The organism is Rahnella sp. ChDrAdgB13 (assembly GCF_017655185.1).
Classification (GTDB): domain Bacteria; phylum Pseudomonadota; class Gammaproteobacteria; order Enterobacterales; family Enterobacteriaceae; genus Rahnella; species Rahnella contaminans.
In genome coordinates this window covers 81,011-95,907 of sequence record NZ_JAEMGT010000018.1, presented here as the reverse complement: position 1 = coordinate 95,907, position 14,897 = coordinate 81,011, and the positions used below count along the sequence as shown (strand labels likewise).

Genomic DNA, 14,897 nt, shown 5'->3' with positions numbered 1-14,897 from the left:
GTACGGATTACCTGAGGAAGTCGGCGACGAGGGGAGCTTTTATCTAAATCCGATTTATTCAACAAAGCCCCAGCGGCCTATAAAAAACTCTATTGCCGCGAGCATATTAATTCCCAATAATTTGATAAAACCTTGCGCTAACAATCTCAAAATCCTGAGAAAACTCATGTTAGTATTATCTTCTCCTGATTCTGAAGACAAATTTTGCCCATGACAGACTCCTTTGAATTTCTCAGTAATGTGCCGGTAAATCAGCAGATTTACCGCACCTTGCGTCAGGACATTGTCACCTGTGCCATCGCACCGGGGGCGTTCCTGTCGGAGAAAGAAATTTCCACGCGTTTTAATGTTTCCCGCCAGCCGGTTCGCGAAGCCTTTATTAAACTGGCTGAAGCCGGGCTGGTACAAGTTCTGCCACAGCGCGGCACTTACGTGATGAAAATTTCTTCCAAACGGGTGGCCGACGGCCGTTTTATTCGTGAAGCCGTTGAAACCGCCGTCGTCCGCCGCGCCGCCATGGTCGCGACGGATAAAGATCTCGCGCTGCTGGAGCACAATCTTGAACGGCAGACGCTGGCGGCAAAAAGCCAGCAAACACAGGAATTCCTGTTACTCGACGATGAATTTCACCGCACCATCGCGCAGATTATTGACTGCCGCCTGGCGTGGGAAACCGTCGAGCACATTAAAGCCACGATGGATCGCGTACGGTTTCTGACGCTCAGTAAAGTGTCGCCGCCGGAAAATCTCATCGCGCAGCACTACGCCATTTTTGACGGACTGAAAGCGCACGATCCGGACGCGGCCGAAAAAGCCATCCGCATTCATTTGCAGGAGATGATTTCCACCATCACGCCCATTGCTGAGCAAAACAGCGACTGGTTTGATGCGGAATAGATCTGGCAAAACAGTTTTCCCCGCGTTTTAGCGCAATGCCAACGGGCGGGGTACAACGCGTTTCAGGGAAGTTTGGTCCAGTCCTTCTGCGGATGGTAGAAGGCTTCCGGCGGACCAAATGCGCCAAGTTTATCGTCATCCAGACTGCTGTAGTTCTCTTCACAATATCTCAAATAGCCAACGCGCATATCCACCAGATCTAGCTCGCGTGGTGTTCACTGAACGGGCTTATCCATAAACTTTTCCTTGTATTCAGACGGTGTAATACGAGACGCCTCGGAAAATTTCGTCATCATGGTTAACGTAATCCGAAAAAGATGCCCGTTTTGCGGCGTAGCCCCAAAATTTGTATGACAACTTGGTGTAAGCTGTAAACCACATTAATATCGTGGATACTTTTATGCCTTCTGCATCCCCCCTGAAAAAAAGCTACTACAGCGCAGATCAGTCGCTGTCCTTATCGCAGCTCGATGTCGAGAAAATCAGCCAGGTCGTGCGCGATCTGGACGTGGCTGAAAGCGAAAAAGAGCACTACGTCACAGGCTGGATGGGTCAGAACAGTGTGGTACTGGTGAGGAATTATCAGGACAAACGCGGGACGTCTAACGGAATTGTCATGTCACGCGGCAACCGCTATAAACTGACCATTCAGGCCATTACCTTCCGCATTCCCAAATTTCTGCTATGGATTACGTTTCGCCGCAAGCCACGTACCATGACCGTAATTGCTTACAACAAGCTGGGTGAACAGGCTACCGGTCTGCAACAGTTTATGCATATTCAGGAACCTGAGCTGAAAGAGCAGCTGGAAAGCGACTGGCGTGAGCTGAATGATTATCTCGGCATGGCTTGCTGGCAGATGGAGAATAACCAGCCACTGTGGCGCAAGCTGCGTGAAGAAATCACGCCACAGTCGCTGCTGATGCAGGCAGAATCCGCGTGGTTCAGCGGCAAGAAGCTGCAAAAAGACGGTGAATGCGAAGGATTGTGGCTGCACGAACAGTTTATCGGGCGTCGTACCGGTGAGCACGCGGCGCTGTTGCTGTCGTGGAAAGATGAGGAAAATCAGGATATTGCCAGCTACCGGTTTGAGCGTGTTTCGGCCACGAAGATCCGTATAATGCTGCGACCGCGCAAAGAAGCGAAATTCTACCCGCTAAACCCGTTTGACGCCGTGCATCTGCAACAGGCGCTGACGATGTATCACCAGGCAGAAGAGGCGCTGAGCGAAACCCAGCGCCGCGCCTGAGCGGTTTTACCACCAGCGGTGGAAATGATGCACAGGCCCGATGCCGTGGCCGACTTCCAGTGAGTCGGCCTGCATCAGTGCCTGCTGGAGATATTCTTTTGCTTCGCGTACGGTATCGGCCCAGTTGTTATGCCGCGGTCGCAGTGCCGCCAGCGCGGCCGATAATGTACACCCCGTTCCGTGCGTGTGCCGGGTATTCACGCGCGGTGCGGTAAACCGCTCGCGTGAACCGGTCATAAACAACCAGTCCGGGCTTTCTTCATCACTCAGATGACCGCCTTTCATCAGCACCGCTTCACATCCCATCGCCAGTAACGCTTCGCCCTGTTCACGCATTTCTGCTTCAGTCAGCGCCACCGGGCATTCCAGTAACGCAGCGGCTTCCGGCAGATTGGGGGTAATAATTGAAACCTGCGGAATCAGCAAACGGCGCACGGCGTCAACGGCCTCCGGCAACAGCAGCGGATCGCCACTTTTTGCCAGCATGACGGTATCAAGCACCACAAAAGGCGGCTGATAATACTTAAGCCTTTCAGCGACCGCTTCAACAATCTGGCTGTTCGCCAGCATGCCGATTTTAGTGCTGTCGATTCGCACGTCGCTGAGTACTGAATCGAGCTGCGCGGCCACGAAATCCGGCTCAATGTTGTAAACAGACTGCACGCCACGGGTATTTTGCGCCACCAGCGCCGTGATAACGCTCGTGCCATACGCGCCGAGCGCCGAGAAGGTTTTGAGATCTGCCTGGATCCCCGCGCCGCCGCTCGGGTCAGTACCTGCTATGGTCAGGGCATTGATTCTTTTCATCCGATTTTTTCCCCGTTCAGCCACTCTTCGCGCATCAAATACAGGTTATCGAGAAACTCTGGTGTGAAGCTGCCCGGCCCTTTCACCACTGCGCAGGCACGCTCACCTGCACAAGACATGACGCGACATGCCGCGGCAACGTTATCCAGACGTTTGCCAGGCAATGCGGCAAACGCCGCAACAACCGCTGATAACGAACAACCGGTGCCGACGATGCGGGTCATCATCGGATGTCCGCCGGGAACTGACCAGCTGCGTTCGCCGTCGGTGACGTAATCAGTTTCACCGGTGACAGCCACCACCCCGCCGGTTTCCAGCGCCAGTTGCTGTGCAGCCGGTAAGGCAGACAGCGAATCATCGCCGCTGTCTACGCCACGCCCGGACGCACTCAGGCCGCTAAGCGCACGGATTTCAGAGGCGTTTCCGCGGATGGCGGCGGGTGTAAGTTTGATGAGTTCAAGGCAAAACTCCGTGCGCCAGCTCAGGCCGCCGACGGCAACCGGATCCAGCACCCAGGGTTTTCCGGCCTGATTTGCTGCGTGAATCGCTGCCAGCATCGCCTCAGCATGAGGACGGGTCAGCGTGCCGACATTAACCAGTAAGGTATCGGCCACCGCGCTGAACTGCGCGGCTTCGGCCGGGTCAGTCACCATTGCCGGTGAGGCACCGAGCGCCAGAAGAACATTGGCCGTAAAGGATTGCACCACGTCATTGGTCAGGCAGTGAACCAGCGGCGCGGAGGCACGAAGTTGTCGTAAAGAAGCGGCGGATGTTGCGCCGGGAAACACGGAAGGTCGGGTATTCATAGTTCTCCCCACCGGCGCTAAAGAAGGCGGTATCGGGAGAGATACCTGACTTCCCTACGCTGGCATAATCCAGATCAGGTAATACGGGTAAAATCTCAGCCGTTCTTTTGCAAGAGCGGCACCCCGAGTCAAGGAAGCATTATTGGTGGCGAGCCTGAGAAGGTCAATCAGGATTTTTCGTACAGCGTGTTATTTCGCCGCCGACGCAATAAGATTAATTTCCAGTAAAACATCGACCAGAAGTTCCACGCAAACTGTTGTCCGGGCAGGATATGGCGCGTTGAAATGTTTTACATACGCCTCGTTAAAGGCTTTGAAATCCTTCTTATCGGTCAGGTAAACATTCACGGAAACAGCATCATCGAGTGTCAGGTTATATTCTTTAAGCGATCCGGCTATTTTCGAAAATACCAAATGGGTCTGCGCTTCAATTCCGGCGGGCGTTGTGCCTTCCGCGGTAATCGGTACTTCGCCGGAAACAAAATAAAGATTGCCGCTTTTACGGACTTTGGGAAAAGGTAAGGTCCCTGTGAGCATAATGAATTCCTCGATTCAGACATAAAATCAGAAGCTTGATATCAGCAACATGCCGTAGAAAATTAAGACGGCCGCCAGCGTGATATAAACTATTCGTGAATCACGGGGATCCACCGATTTGTTTTTCTCTGTCATATAAACAACTTAGCTATTGGAAATAAATTAATTGAGAGGACTTAAGCGATAGATTTTAATTAAGATAAATTGTACCTCGCATATACAGCGCCGCTTTGCCGCTGATAATCACCCGATCATTTCCGCTCATTTCACATTGCAGTTCGCCTTTACGCGCACCGCCCTGCCGGGCGTTCATCTGCGTTTTATTCAGACGTTTCGACCAATACGGTGCCAGCGAGGTGTGGGCTGAACCGGTAACCGGATCTTCATTCACCGCCACGCGAGGCCCGAACCAGCGGGAGACAAAATCAAAATTATCGCCCGCAGCGGTGACCACCACGCCACGGGTATCAAAAGCATTGAGCGCTGCGAAATCCGGCGCGAGAGCTTCCAGTGCGGCAGCATCTTCAATCACAATGATAATATCATCGGTTTTAAGCACCGCGGTGATCGGTGCTGTCAGCCCTAGTGCCTGAGTGAGTCCGTCTGGCAGCGTGAAAGACGCCGGAGATTTCACCGGGAAATCCATGTGGAAAACCTCATCCTGGCAGGTCACCCATAAATCTCCGCTGCGGGTAGAAAACCGCAGCGATGCGGATTTATCGCCCAGCGCCTGGCTTATCACCCACGCCGCCGCCAGCGTGGCATGACCGCATAAATCCACTTCGGTGCCCGGCGTGAACCAGCGCAGCTCATAATGGTCACCGTTTTTGACGAAGAAAGCCGTTTCGGAAAGATTATTTTCACGGGCAATATTGCTTAAAACGCTGTCATCCAGCCAGTGAGGCAACGGGCAAACGGCCGCCGGATTTCCACTAAAACTTTGCGATGCAAACGCATCGACCTGATAAATTGATATTTCCATTTCAGACTCCTCACTGTTAGTGACCACTATTCATCGCCACCGGATTTCTTAATTTCATCCAGATAGTTGTAGATGGTGTAGCGGGTAACGCCCAGTTTGCTGGCCGCCTTTTCAACGCCGCCTTTGACGATAAACATCCCGCGATCCTGCATAACTCTGACGGCTTCGAGTTTCTCTTTTTTATTCATCGGTTTACCCGCTCGCCCCGACTGAGACAGGGAAGAATCAATGATTTCTTCCATCATGGACTCGAGATCGGTTTGGGAATTTTGCGGCGTATTTTCTGAAGAATACTGTCTGAGCAGGCGCCCGAGCGCCGCATGAGCAATTTCAACTTCACTGAGATCAACGTTGATACACAGGCTGGCAAATGCGACGCCCTCCGCGTCGCGATAAACCGTCGTGGCGCTTTTCAGTTTTGTTCCTTTCGCGGTCACTGTTGTGTAATCCGCAATAACCAGCGGTTCTGAGGATGGAGAAGCCGTATTCCGGGCGTTGAGAAGACCGGCGAATCCTAAATCACCGTCCGGGCCGCTGAACATGGAATCCCCTACCGCCCGGCCAGAAACGTGACCATTGGCAATTTTCAACACGGAAGACGACGGATTTGTCAGGTCATGAACTACGATTTCAGTATTGTTGCCGATGGCCACCTCAAGAGCCTCCACGGAGGCGAAGAGCGTTTTCAGAACGAGTGCTCTTTCGGCTGTGGCGTCTGGTGGAATTTTGGGCATGGGTGTTGTAGTCCGCGATTGCATTAGATGCAAACACGATATCAACCGAATGTTGAAATATCAATTTTTTGTTGATTAAATCACACGTGTACCACAAACCCAATTGAACTCCCGCAAAGTCGCTGGCAGTATGGCTCAGTGAAGTGAACGTTCTCTGCCCTCATATTTTCAAAGGAATTCACTCTTTGACATCCCCACTTAACATCCGGCCTTATGAAGAAGCTGATCGTCCGTTTTTACGCACCTTGTATCTGGCTTCACGCAAACAGACCTGGACATGGCTGGAAGACGATTTTCAGCTGGAAGATTTTGACCGTGCGGTGATCGGCGAAAAGATTCTGGTCGCTGAACGGGACGGGCATCTGCTGGGATTTGCCTCTGTTTTTACACAGGAGAATTTCCTGCATAACCTGTTTATCGATCCGCAGTTTCAGGGGACCGGTGCAGGCTCGGCTTTGTTGCACGCCGCCGAGACCACCTTTACCCGCAGAGGCTCTCTGAAATGTCTGGTAAAGAGTAAAAATTCAGTTGGTTTTTATCTGTCAAAAGGCTGGATCATTATCTCTACCGGCGAAAGTCCGAAAGGTGAGTATTATCTATTTCATTCACCTTGCAAATAATTAGATCATTAATCATTTGTGCGCATGGCCATTTTTTCGCGATCCTGACTAACATCAATTTTTCTTTGTAGTTAAGAGGTTAAATTCCACAGCGGTGCTATACATACTCTGTCTTCCTTAAAATTTCCGAGGGTACGAATGAAAAAAATAAAACTGATGCAGGCCGCACTGGTGACCGGCGCCCTGTTCCTTGCAGGCTGTACCAGCCATGTAACCCAGAGCGAAAAATTCTCTGGCTTCCTCGGCGATTACTCCAACCTTAAAGAAACCAAAACTGCATCAGGCACACCTGTGCTGCGCTGGATTGATCCTTCCTTTAAAGCGTCAAATTATTCTTACCTGATGTATGAGCCGATCAAATTCTATCCGGAACCACAACCGACTCCACAAATCAGTAAAGAAACGCTGCAGGGTGTGCTGGATTACGCCAACAGCCGCCTGAAACCGGCCATGGGAGAACGCCTGCAACTGACCGATCATGCAGGTCCGCGCACTTTGATTTTCAAAGGTGCGATTACCGGTGTGAATACATCAGCGGAAGGCCTGCAATTCTATGAAGTGATCCCGGTGGCACTGGTGATTGCCGGGGCTGAAACCGCCAGCGGACACCGTACCCGCGATACCGAAGTATTCTTTGAAGGCGAGCTGATCGACGCGAGCACCGGTAAACCGGTCATGAAAGTTGTCCGTAAAGGGTTTGGTAAACAAGTCTCCAACGACACCCAGAAAGTGACCGCCAATGATCTGAAAGTTGTCGTCGATGGCCTGGCGACCGACACCAAATTGTTCCAGTCAAACTAAGTCAGGCGCGTTAGTCAGCATTTTTGAGAGGCAGCCAGGGGGCTGCCTTTTTTATTGATAAGAATACTTTTTGATATCAAATAATGATATCATTTTCATGTTCTGGCGACTCAGCCATTATCGAAGGATCGACTAATCATGAACATGCTTAATAGCGGACACCTGAAAACGTTACATCTCATTTTTTCCTTGCCTACATCTTCAGCGGTGGAATGGAGAAAAATGGAAGTTTTGTTTATCGCCTTAGGTGCCAAAGTTAGTGAAGGAAAAGGGTCGCGGGTTCGTTTTGAAATCAATAATGTTGTTGCCTCTTTTCATCGACCGCACCCGGAGAAAGAAGCAAAAATTTATCAGGTACGTGATGCCAAAACATTCCTTGAGGCTATAGGAGTAAAACCATGAGTACTATGACCTATCAGGGGTATGCTGCAAAAATTGAATACAGCGATGAAGACAAATGTCTCGTCGGTCGTATAGCCGGAATTCAGGATGTCATCGGTTTTCACGCTGATAATGTCACGGACCTTAGGCTTGCTTTCGAAGACGCCGTGGAGGATTACCTGAGCTATTGTTCAGAGCAAGGTCGCGAACCTCAGCGTCCGGCCAGCGGGAAAATAAGCCTGCGTATACAGCCGGAAGTCCATGCAGCAATCAATGTCGCCGCAGAGGTATCAGGTAAAAGTGTCAATCAATGGATTAACGACACGTTGATTCAGGCGGTTCACGACTAAAGCTGTGCGTTGAACATCTTTTTCCTGGCAGCCAGAAGGCTGCCTTTTTTATTTTCTTTATGCCGCTTTCTTCACACCGCACTGCTCATGAATTCCCGTAACCAGATATGCGCCGGGTCGCGGTGCGAGCGTTCGTGCCAGTACATGTGCATCTCAAAACCGGGAACTTTCACGGGCGGTTCGGTAAGGTGCAACGCGGGGTTGCCACGCACCAGACGCTCGGGAAGCATGGAGACTAAATCGGTGGTCAGCAGAACCTGAATGACAAACAGGAAATGCGGCACGGAGAGCACCACGCGCCGCGATAATCCGGTTTCTGCCAGCGAGCTGTCGGTTATGCCCTGAAATCCACCACCATCAGGCGAAACGATCACATGTTCAAGCGAGCAAAATACCGGCATAGTGACGGGCTTCGCGAGCTGCGGATGTCCTTTCCTGCCGACCAGCACATAACGTTCGGAAAACAATAACGTGCTGTGTAAATCCTTGAGCACCGCTTCCCCCGTATGAAATGCCAGATCCAGTTCTCCTCGCTGCATTTTCCGCATAATCCGCACCGGTGATGTCTCAAAAATCGCCAGTTTTGTTCCGGGCGCTACAGCGCGGAATGCCTGGAGCACAGGCAATACAACGGTGGATTCGCCATAATCCGCCGCGCCCAGATTCCAGGTATTCTCTGCCTTCGACGGATCGAAAACGTCACCGGCAGAAACCGCAGACGCCAGAGCAGCCAGCGCCTGTTGCAGAGGTTCCCGTAACTCATCAGCCCGCGCTGTCGGATGCATGCCGCGCGGGCCCGGCAGCAGTAACGGATCGTCAAAAAACTCACGTAATTTAGCCAGCTGAACACTGATTGAAGGTTGCGAAAGGTTCAGCCGCTGCGCCGCCCGCGTGACATTGTGCTCCGCCAGCAGGACATCCAGCGTGAGCAACAAGTTGAGATCGAGACGTCCGAAATTATTCATAACTATACCTGGTATATTTTAAATTCATTTTAACTATACCTGACGGCGGCCTACTCTGCTTTCATCACTTAACGGAGAGTTCGCCATGAATATTTTAATCGTCTACGCCCATCCGGAACCAAAATCTCTAAACGGTTCGCTGAAAGATTTCGCAGTAAAACACCTGGAGGCCGCCGGTCATAGCGTGCAGATTTCTGACCTGTACGCCATGCAATGGAAAGCTCCGCTGGACGCCGCTGACAACACATCGCCTTCGACGGACACGCCTTTCAATCCTTCGCAGGATTCACAGCGGGCATTCAAAAACGGGACGCAAAGTCCGGACATCGCCGCCGAGCAGGAAAAGTTAATGTGGGCGGATTCGGTGATTTTTCAGTTTCCGCTGTGGTGGTTCTCAATGCCGGCGATTATGAAAGGGTGGGTGGAACGCGTTTATGCCTATGGATTTGCTTACGGCGTCGGTGAGCATTCCGACACACACTGGGGGGACCGTTACGGAGAAGGTAAAATGGCCGGTAAACGCGCCATGCTGATGGTCACTACCGGCGGCTGGGAACCACATTACAGTGCACGAGGTATCAACGGTTCCATAGACGATTTACTGTTCCCCATCCATCATGGGATCCTGCATTATCCGGGCTTTACCGTGCTCCCGCCGCTGGTGTTCTACCGCACCGGCCGCACGGATGAAGCACGCTTTCATCAGCTTTGCGATGAACTGGCGACCCGGCTGGATACGCTGGAAACCACAACACCAATCGCCTTCCGTCAGCAAAATGGCGGCGACTATGATATTCCTTCACTGACGCTTAAAGCTGAAATCACGCCGGAGAAAAGCGGGTTTGCGGCGCATTTGAAATAACATTCTGAGAATTTCAGACATTAAAAAACGCCAGCCGATCTTGCGATCCTGCTGGCGTTTTTGTTGCGCTAAATTTTAGATTTCTCTAAAACTTATTCCCACTCAATCGTCGCCGGTGGTTTACCGGAGATGTCATAAACCACGCGGGAAATGCCGTTAACTTCGTTGATGATGCGGTTAGAGCAGCGGCCGAGGAAATCGTACGGCAGATGCGCCCAGTGCGCGGTCATGAAGTCGATGGTTTCTACTGCGCGCAGGGAAACCACCCAGTCGTATTTACGGCCATCGCCCATCACGCCAACGGAACGGACTGGCAGGAAGACGGTAAACGCCTGGCTGACTTTGTTGTACAGGTCGGCTTTGTGCAGTTCTTCGATGAAGATAGCATCGGCGCGACGCAACAGGTCACAGTACTCTTTCTTCACTTCGCCCAGTACGCGAACACCTAAGCCCGGGCCCGGGAACGGGTGACGGTAAAGCATGTCGTACGGCAGGCCGAGTTCCAGACCGATTTTACGCACTTCGTCTTTGAACAGCTCTTTCAACGGCTCAACCAGACCCAGTTTCATTTCTTTCGGCAGACCGCCCACGTTGTGGTGCGATTTGATGACGTGTGCTTTACCGGTGGCAGAAGCGGCAGATTCAATAACGTCAGGGTAGATGGTGCCCTGCGCCAGCCATTTCACTTCATCCTGCTTACAGGCTTCTTCGTCGAAGACTTCAACGAACACGCGACCGATAATTTTACGTTTGGCTTCAGGTTCATCAACACCGGCCAGCGCAGAGAGGAAACGGTCTTCCGCAGCAACGTGAACGATGTTCAGACCGAAACGGTCACCGAACATTTCCAGCACCTGATCCGCTTCGTTAAGACGCAGCAGGCCGTTATCCACGAACACGCAGGTCAGACGGTCGCCAATGGCGCGGTGCAGCAACATCGCGGTGACGGAGGAGTCAACGCCGCCGGACAGGCCGAGGATCACGTGGTCGTCGCCAATCTGCACGCGCAGACGTTCAACGGCGTCTTCGATAATTTTCGCTGGCGTCCACAGAGCTTCACACTCGCAGATATCCATCACGAAGCGCTCGAGCAGTCGCAGGCCCTGACGGGTGTGCGTCACTTCCGGGTGGAACTGCACACCGTAGAAGCGTTTTTCTTCGTTGGCCATAATGGCAAACGGGCACGTCTCGGTGCTGGCAACGGTCACGAAATCAGACGGGATTGCGGTGACTTTATCGCCATGGCTCATCCAGACGTCGAGCAGCGGTTTATTGTTTTCGCTCAGGGCATCCTGAATGTCGCGGATCAGCGCGCTTTCAGTCTGAACTTCAACCTGCGCATAACCAAATTCGCGCTCGTTTGAACCTTCAACATGGCCGCCTAACTGCATTGCCATGGTTTGCATGCCGTAGCAGACGCCCAGAACCGGTACGCCGGCTTCAAAGACGTAATCAGGGGCGCGCGGGCTGTCATGCTCGGTGGTACTTTCCGGGCCGCCGGACAGGATGATCCCGTTCGGGTTGAATTCGCGGATTTGGGCTTCGGTTACGTCCCAGGCCCAGAGTTCGCAATAGACACCCAGTTCACGCACGCGGCGCGCAACAAGTTGGGTGTACTGGGAGCCGAAATCGAGGATCAGGATACGGTGCTTGTGAATATTTTCGCTCATGAGGGGGCGTTTTCCAGAAAGCAATAAAAGCGTTAAAACGGAATATTAATCAGCCCGGAAATATCGGGCTGGGTATAAATTTGTAGTGACTCGATCCAGGCGCTCGCGAGCTAAGGTGAGGCAAGGCGGAAGCTGGCGAAAAAGCGCAGTTTACATGACGTAAATGAGCATTTTGAGCCAGCTTCCAACGCCGGCTCGCCGACGCGCAGCAGCGACTATGGGATTAAGAACCCATGCGGTAGTTCGGTGACTCTTTGGTAATCGTCACGTCGTGCACGTGGCTTTCCTGGATCCCTGCACCGCTGATACGAACAAATTCAGCCTTGGTGCGCAGGTCGTCGATGGTAGCACAACCGGTCAGCCCCATACAGGAGCGCAGACCGCCCATTTGCTGATGGATGATTTCTTTCAGACGGCCTTTATACGCGACGCGACCTTCGATACCTTCCGGAACCAGTTTGTCTGCGGCGTTATCAGTCTGGAAGTAACGGTCAGAAGAGCCTTTGGACATCGCGCCCAGGGATCCCATACCGCGGTAAGATTTGTATGAACGCCCCTGATACAGTTCGATTTCGCCAGGAGATTCTTCGGTACCAGCCAGCATACCGCCGACCATCACGCAGCTTGCGCCGGCAGCGATAGCTTTTGCGATATCGCCGGAGAAGCGGATACCGCCATCAGCGATAACCGGAATACCGGTGCCTTCAAGCGCTTCAACCGCGTCAGAAACGGCAGTGATTTGCGGAACACCGACGCCGGTGACGATTCGGGTGGTACAGATTGAACCAGGGCCGATACCGACTTTAACCGCGCTCACGCCAGCTTTAGCCAGTGCCAGAGCACCTGCGCCCGTCGCGACGTTACCGCCGATGATTTGCAGATCCGGGTATTTGGCACGGGTGGCGCGGATACGTTCCAGAACGCCTTCAGAATGGCCGTGTGAGGAGTCGATCAGCAGAACGTCAACACCGGCCGCAACCAGCGCATCGATACGCTCTTCGTTGCCAGCGCCTGCGCCAACCGCAGCACCGACGCGCAGGCTGCCCTGCTCATCTTTACAGGCGTTTGGTTTACGTTCGGCTTTCTGGAAGTCTTTTACGGTGATCATACCGAGCAGATGGAATTGCGCGTCAACAACCAGCGCTTTCTCTACGCGTTTTTCGTGCATTTTTTGCAGGACGACTTCACGGGCTTCGCCTTCTTTCACGGTAACCAGACGTTCTTTCGGCGTCATTACCGCGGTCACAGGCTGTTCCAGATCGGTCACGAAGCGCACGTCACGACCGGTAATAATACCGACCAGTTCGTTTTCTTCGGTCACAACCGGGTAACCGGCAAAACCGTTAATTTCAGTGAGTTCTTTAACCTGACGTAAAGTGGTCGCCGGAGTCACCGTTTTAGGGTCAGCAACAACGCCGCTTTCATGCTTCTTCACGCGACGGACTTCTTCCGCCTGACGCTCAATAGACATGTTCTTGTGAATGAAACCAAGGCCGCCTTCCTGCGCCAGAGCAATCGCCAGATTCGCTTCAGTCACGGTATCCATTGCTGCGGACAGCATAGGGATATTCAGACGGATTTTAGCGGTCAGTTGAGTACCGAGGTCGGCAGTATTGGGCAGAACTGTGGAGTGAGCTGGAACAAGGAGAACGTCGTCGAACGTTAGTGCTTCTTTTGCGATACGTAGCATGGGCAATATCTCACCAAGGTGGATGCGGAAAAGATAAAATATTGCAGCGGGATTATACAGGTGAGTGCGCATCCCGACCAGCACTATTTGGAAAAACTTCTTGATTACCTTTTTAGGGTATGTAGTATCAGTCGATTAAGTCTCTGTTTTTGAATTTGATCTGGATCACATGCCACTACCTTCTTCGCCTCCTATTTTTACCGTAAGCCGCCTGAATCAGACGGTCCGACAGTTGCTGGAAAACGAAATGGGTCAGGTCTGGCTCTCCGGTGAGATTTCAAACTTCTCTCAGCCATCCTCCGGCCACTGGTATTTTACGCTCAAAGATGACCGTGCTCAGGTCAAATGCGCGATGTTCCGCAATTCCAATCGACGCACCACGTTTCGTCCGCAAAACGGTCAGCAGGTTCTGGTCCGCGCGACCATTACGTTGTATGAACCACGCGGCGATTATCAGCTGATTGCCGAGAGTATGCAGGAAGCCGGTGACGGTTTATTGCAGCAGAAATTCGATTTACTGAAGCAGCAGCTGGCCGCCGAAGGGTTGTTCGATGCGCAGTTCAAACAGCCGCTGCCCTCGCCTGCGAAATGTGTCGGGGTCATTACTTCGGCCAGCGGTGCCGCGCTGCACGATGTGCTGAACGTGCTCAAACGCCGTGATCCTTCCCTGCCCGTCATTATCTATCCGACCTCCGTTCAGGGTGCAGATGCGCCGGGGCAAATTGTCCGCGCCATTGCGCTCGCCAATGACCGCGAAGAAGTCGATGTACTGATTGTCGGGCGTGGTGGCGGTTCGCTGGAAGATTTGTGGAGCTTTAACGATGAGCGCGTGGCGCGGGCGATTTTCGCCAGCCACATTCCCATCGTCAGCGCCGTCGGCCATGAAACTGACGTAACAATTGCCGATTTTGTGGCAGATTTACGCGCCCCGACGCCGTCGGCAGCCGCAGAGTTGATCAGCCGCAATCAGCTGGAGTTGCTGCGCCAGATTCAGTCACAGCAGCAGCGTCTTGAAATGGCGATGGATTATTATCTCGCACAACTGGCGCAGCGTTTTTCGCGCCTGAATCACCGCCTCCAACAACAGCATCCGCATTTACGTCTCGCGCGACAGCAAACCGCGCTGTTCAAACTGCGCCGCCGTCTGGATGAAGCGATGCAAAACCAGCTGCGCCAGATGCTGCGCCGTACTGACAGGCTGCAACAGCGTCTGAATCAGCAACAACCCCAGCCCCGAATTCACCGCGCCCAGCAACGGGTTCAGCAGCTGCAATACCGGCTGCAACAGGCGATGTCATCGCAGCTGGCGGAAAGTCGTCAGCGTTTTGGCACCGCCTGCACGCAACTTGAAAGCGTCAGTCCGCTGGCGACCCTTGCCCGCGGCTATAGCGTAACCACTACGCCACAGGGTGCGCTTTTGAAGAAAACTACGCAGACCGCTCCGGGCGATACGCTGAAAACACGTCTGGCCGATGGCTGGATTGAAAGTGAAGTGAAATCGATTGTGCTGGAGAAGAAAGCGCGGAAACGTGCGGTTAAATAAGTA

Annotated in this window: 18 protein-coding genes and 1 riboswitch; of the genes, 9 read left to right on the top strand and 9 right to left on the bottom strand. The window is 52.7% G+C overall.

Annotated elements, in window-relative coordinates; translation table 11 throughout:
- Together J8X26_RS06905 and J8X26_RS06900 are read left to right on the top strand one after the other, a co-directional pair.
- A partial coding sequence (locus J8X26_RS06905) for a hypothetical protein (protein WP_208950509.1) occupies positions 1-214 on the top strand: 214 nt, incomplete at its 5' end.
- On the top strand, positions 211-897 hold the full coding sequence (locus tag J8X26_RS06900; protein WP_013574394.1) for a GntR family transcriptional regulator: 687 nt from the start codon (positions 211-213) through the stop codon (positions 895-897). The genes J8X26_RS06905 and J8X26_RS06900, both read left to right, overlap by 4 nt.
- 62 nt (positions 898-959) lie before the next feature.
- Here the strand turns inward: J8X26_RS06900 and J8X26_RS27880 are convergent, their stop codons facing one another.
- Complete coding sequence (locus J8X26_RS27880; protein WP_268959564.1) at positions 960-1,085, bottom strand: hypothetical protein; 126 nt, start codon at positions 1,083-1,085, stop codon at positions 960-962.
- Positions 1,086-1,297: 212 nt separating this feature from the next.
- On the opposite strand from J8X26_RS27880, the gene J8X26_RS06895 reads away from it, so the two are divergent.
- Entirely contained in the window at positions 1,298-2,146 is an 849-nt protein-coding gene (locus J8X26_RS06895; RefSeq protein WP_165058463.1) for a hypothetical protein, read from the top strand.
- Positions 2,147-2,152: 6 nt separating this feature from the next.
- On the opposite strand, the gene thiD is transcribed toward J8X26_RS06895, so the two are convergent.
- The 5 genes from thiD to J8X26_RS06870 form a co-directional block, all read right to left on the bottom strand.
- Positions 2,153-2,953, bottom strand: a complete 801-nt coding sequence (gene thiD, locus J8X26_RS06890; protein WP_208950508.1) for a bifunctional hydroxymethylpyrimidine kinase/phosphomethylpyrimidine kinase — start codon at positions 2,951-2,953, stop codon at positions 2,153-2,155.
- Entirely contained in the window at positions 2,950-3,759 is an 810-nt protein-coding gene (gene thiM, locus J8X26_RS06885; RefSeq protein WP_208950507.1) for a hydroxyethylthiazole kinase, read from the bottom strand. Before thiM ends, thiD begins: the two co-directional genes overlap by 4 nt.
- 34 nt (positions 3,760-3,793) lie before the next feature.
- A riboswitch (TPP riboswitch) is annotated at positions 3,794-3,895 on the bottom strand.
- 53 nt (positions 3,896-3,948) lie between these two features.
- Positions 3,949-4,296, bottom strand: a complete 348-nt coding sequence (locus tag J8X26_RS06880; RefSeq protein ID WP_208950506.1) for a RidA family protein — start codon at positions 4,294-4,296, stop codon at positions 3,949-3,951.
- Between the two features lie 190 nt (positions 4,297-4,486).
- Positions 4,487-5,278 carry a PhzF family phenazine biosynthesis protein gene (locus J8X26_RS06875; RefSeq protein ID WP_208950505.1) on the bottom strand — a complete coding sequence of 264 codons (792 nt, stop codon included), beginning with the start codon at positions 5,276-5,278 and terminating at the stop codon, positions 4,487-4,489.
- Between the two features lie 26 nt (positions 5,279-5,304).
- On the bottom strand, positions 5,305-6,012 hold the full coding sequence (locus tag J8X26_RS06870; RefSeq protein ID WP_244370392.1) for a transcriptional regulator: 708 nt from the start codon (positions 6,010-6,012) through the stop codon (positions 5,305-5,307).
- 185 nt (positions 6,013-6,197) lie between these two features.
- Between J8X26_RS06870 and J8X26_RS06865 the strand changes: the two genes are divergently transcribed.
- The 4 genes from J8X26_RS06865 (at position 6,198) to J8X26_RS06850 (ending at position 8,164) form a co-directional block, all read left to right on the top strand.
- Positions 6,198-6,632, top strand: coding sequence for a GNAT family N-acetyltransferase (locus J8X26_RS06865; RefSeq protein WP_152324553.1), 435 nt, complete (start codon positions 6,198-6,200; stop codon positions 6,630-6,632).
- A gap of 138 nt (positions 6,633-6,770) precedes the next feature.
- Positions 6,771-7,433 carry a DUF3313 domain-containing protein gene (locus J8X26_RS06860; protein WP_165058475.1) on the top strand — a complete coding sequence of 221 codons (663 nt, stop codon included), beginning with the start codon at positions 6,771-6,773 and terminating at the stop codon, positions 7,431-7,433.
- A gap of 138 nt (positions 7,434-7,571) precedes the next feature.
- Positions 7,572-7,835: a type II toxin-antitoxin system HicA family toxin gene (locus J8X26_RS06855; protein WP_152324555.1), complete on the top strand. Its 264-nt coding sequence runs from the start codon at positions 7,572-7,574 to the stop codon at positions 7,833-7,835.
- Complete coding sequence (locus tag J8X26_RS06850; protein ID WP_165058477.1) at positions 7,832-8,164, top strand: type II toxin-antitoxin system HicB family antitoxin; 333 nt, start codon at positions 7,832-7,834, stop codon at positions 8,162-8,164. Before J8X26_RS06855 ends, J8X26_RS06850 begins: the two co-directional genes overlap by 4 nt.
- 71 nt (positions 8,165-8,235) lie before the next feature.
- On the opposite strand, the gene J8X26_RS06845 is transcribed toward J8X26_RS06850, so the two are convergent.
- Positions 8,236-9,129, bottom strand: coding sequence for a LysR family transcriptional regulator (locus J8X26_RS06845; protein ID WP_208950503.1), 894 nt, complete (start codon positions 9,127-9,129; stop codon positions 8,236-8,238).
- Positions 9,130-9,214: 85 nt separating this feature from the next.
- Between J8X26_RS06845 and J8X26_RS06840 the strand changes: the two genes are divergently transcribed.
- Positions 9,215-9,991, top strand: coding sequence for an NAD(P)H-dependent oxidoreductase (locus J8X26_RS06840; RefSeq protein WP_165058481.1), 777 nt, complete (start codon positions 9,215-9,217; stop codon positions 9,989-9,991).
- Between the two features lie 92 nt (positions 9,992-10,083).
- On the opposite strand, the gene guaA is transcribed toward J8X26_RS06840, so the two are convergent.
- Together guaA and guaB are read right to left on the bottom strand one after the other, a co-directional pair.
- Entirely contained in the window at positions 10,084-11,661 is a 1,578-nt protein-coding gene (guaA, locus tag J8X26_RS06835) for a glutamine-hydrolyzing GMP synthase (protein WP_152324559.1), read from the bottom strand.
- Positions 11,662-11,884: 223 nt separating this feature from the next.
- Positions 11,885-13,351, bottom strand: coding sequence for an IMP dehydrogenase (guaB, locus tag J8X26_RS06830; protein WP_152324560.1), 1,467 nt, complete (start codon positions 13,349-13,351; stop codon positions 11,885-11,887).
- A 169-nt stretch (positions 13,352-13,520) separates the two neighbouring features.
- Here guaB and xseA point away from each other — a divergent pair, with 169 nt between their 5' ends.
- The gene (gene xseA / locus J8X26_RS06825) at positions 13,521-14,894 is read left to right on the top strand and encodes an exodeoxyribonuclease VII large subunit (protein ID WP_208950502.1); all 1,374 of its coding nucleotides are present in this window, start codon (positions 13,521-13,523) and stop codon (positions 14,892-14,894) included.
- Positions 14,895-14,897: the final 3 nt, after the last annotated feature.

What these genes read in the sequence shown, in the direction of transcription:
- J8X26_RS06900 (WP_013574394.1), top strand. Translation starts at nt 211, where the DNA reads ATGACAGACTCCTTTGAATTTCTCAGTAATGTGCCGGTAAATCAGCAG.
- J8X26_RS27880 (WP_268959564.1), bottom strand. Translation starts at nt 1,085, where the DNA reads ATGCGCGTTGGCTATTTGAGATATTGTGAAGAGAACTACAGCAGTCTG.
- J8X26_RS06895 (WP_165058463.1), top strand. Translation starts at nt 1,298, where the DNA reads ATGCCTTCTGCATCCCCCCTGAAAAAAAGCTACTACAGCGCAGATCAG.
- thiD (WP_208950508.1), bottom strand. Translation starts at nt 2,953, where the DNA reads ATGAAAAGAATCAATGCCCTGACCATAGCAGGTACTGACCCGAGCGGC.
- thiM (WP_208950507.1), bottom strand. Translation starts at nt 3,759, where the DNA reads ATGAATACCCGACCTTCCGTGTTTCCCGGCGCAACATCCGCCGCTTCT.
- J8X26_RS06880 (WP_208950506.1), bottom strand. Translation starts at nt 4,296, where the DNA reads ATGCTCACAGGGACCTTACCTTTTCCCAAAGTCCGTAAAAGCGGCAAT.
- J8X26_RS06875 (WP_208950505.1), bottom strand. Translation starts at nt 5,278, where the DNA reads ATGGAAATATCAATTTATCAGGTCGATGCGTTTGCATCGCAAAGTTTT.
- J8X26_RS06870 (WP_244370392.1), bottom strand. Translation starts at nt 6,012, where the DNA reads ATGCCCAAAATTCCACCAGACGCCACAGCCGAAAGAGCACTCGTTCTG.
- J8X26_RS06860 (WP_165058475.1), top strand. Translation starts at nt 6,771, where the DNA reads ATGAAAAAAATAAAACTGATGCAGGCCGCACTGGTGACCGGCGCCCTG.
- J8X26_RS06855 (WP_152324555.1), top strand. Translation starts at nt 7,572, where the DNA reads ATGAACATGCTTAATAGCGGACACCTGAAAACGTTACATCTCATTTTT.
- J8X26_RS06850 (WP_165058477.1), top strand. Translation starts at nt 7,832, where the DNA reads ATGAGTACTATGACCTATCAGGGGTATGCTGCAAAAATTGAATACAGC.
- J8X26_RS06845 (WP_208950503.1), bottom strand. Translation starts at nt 9,129, where the DNA reads ATGAATAATTTCGGACGTCTCGATCTCAACTTGTTGCTCACGCTGGAT.
- J8X26_RS06840 (WP_165058481.1), top strand. Translation starts at nt 9,215, where the DNA reads ATGAATATTTTAATCGTCTACGCCCATCCGGAACCAAAATCTCTAAAC.
- guaA (WP_152324559.1), bottom strand. Translation starts at nt 11,661, where the DNA reads ATGAGCGAAAATATTCACAAGCACCGTATCCTGATCCTCGATTTCGGC.
- guaB (WP_152324560.1), bottom strand. Translation starts at nt 13,351, where the DNA reads ATGCTACGTATCGCAAAAGAAGCACTAACGTTCGACGACGTTCTCCTT.
- xseA (WP_208950502.1), top strand. Translation starts at nt 13,521, where the DNA reads ATGCCACTACCTTCTTCGCCTCCTATTTTTACCGTAAGCCGCCTGAAT.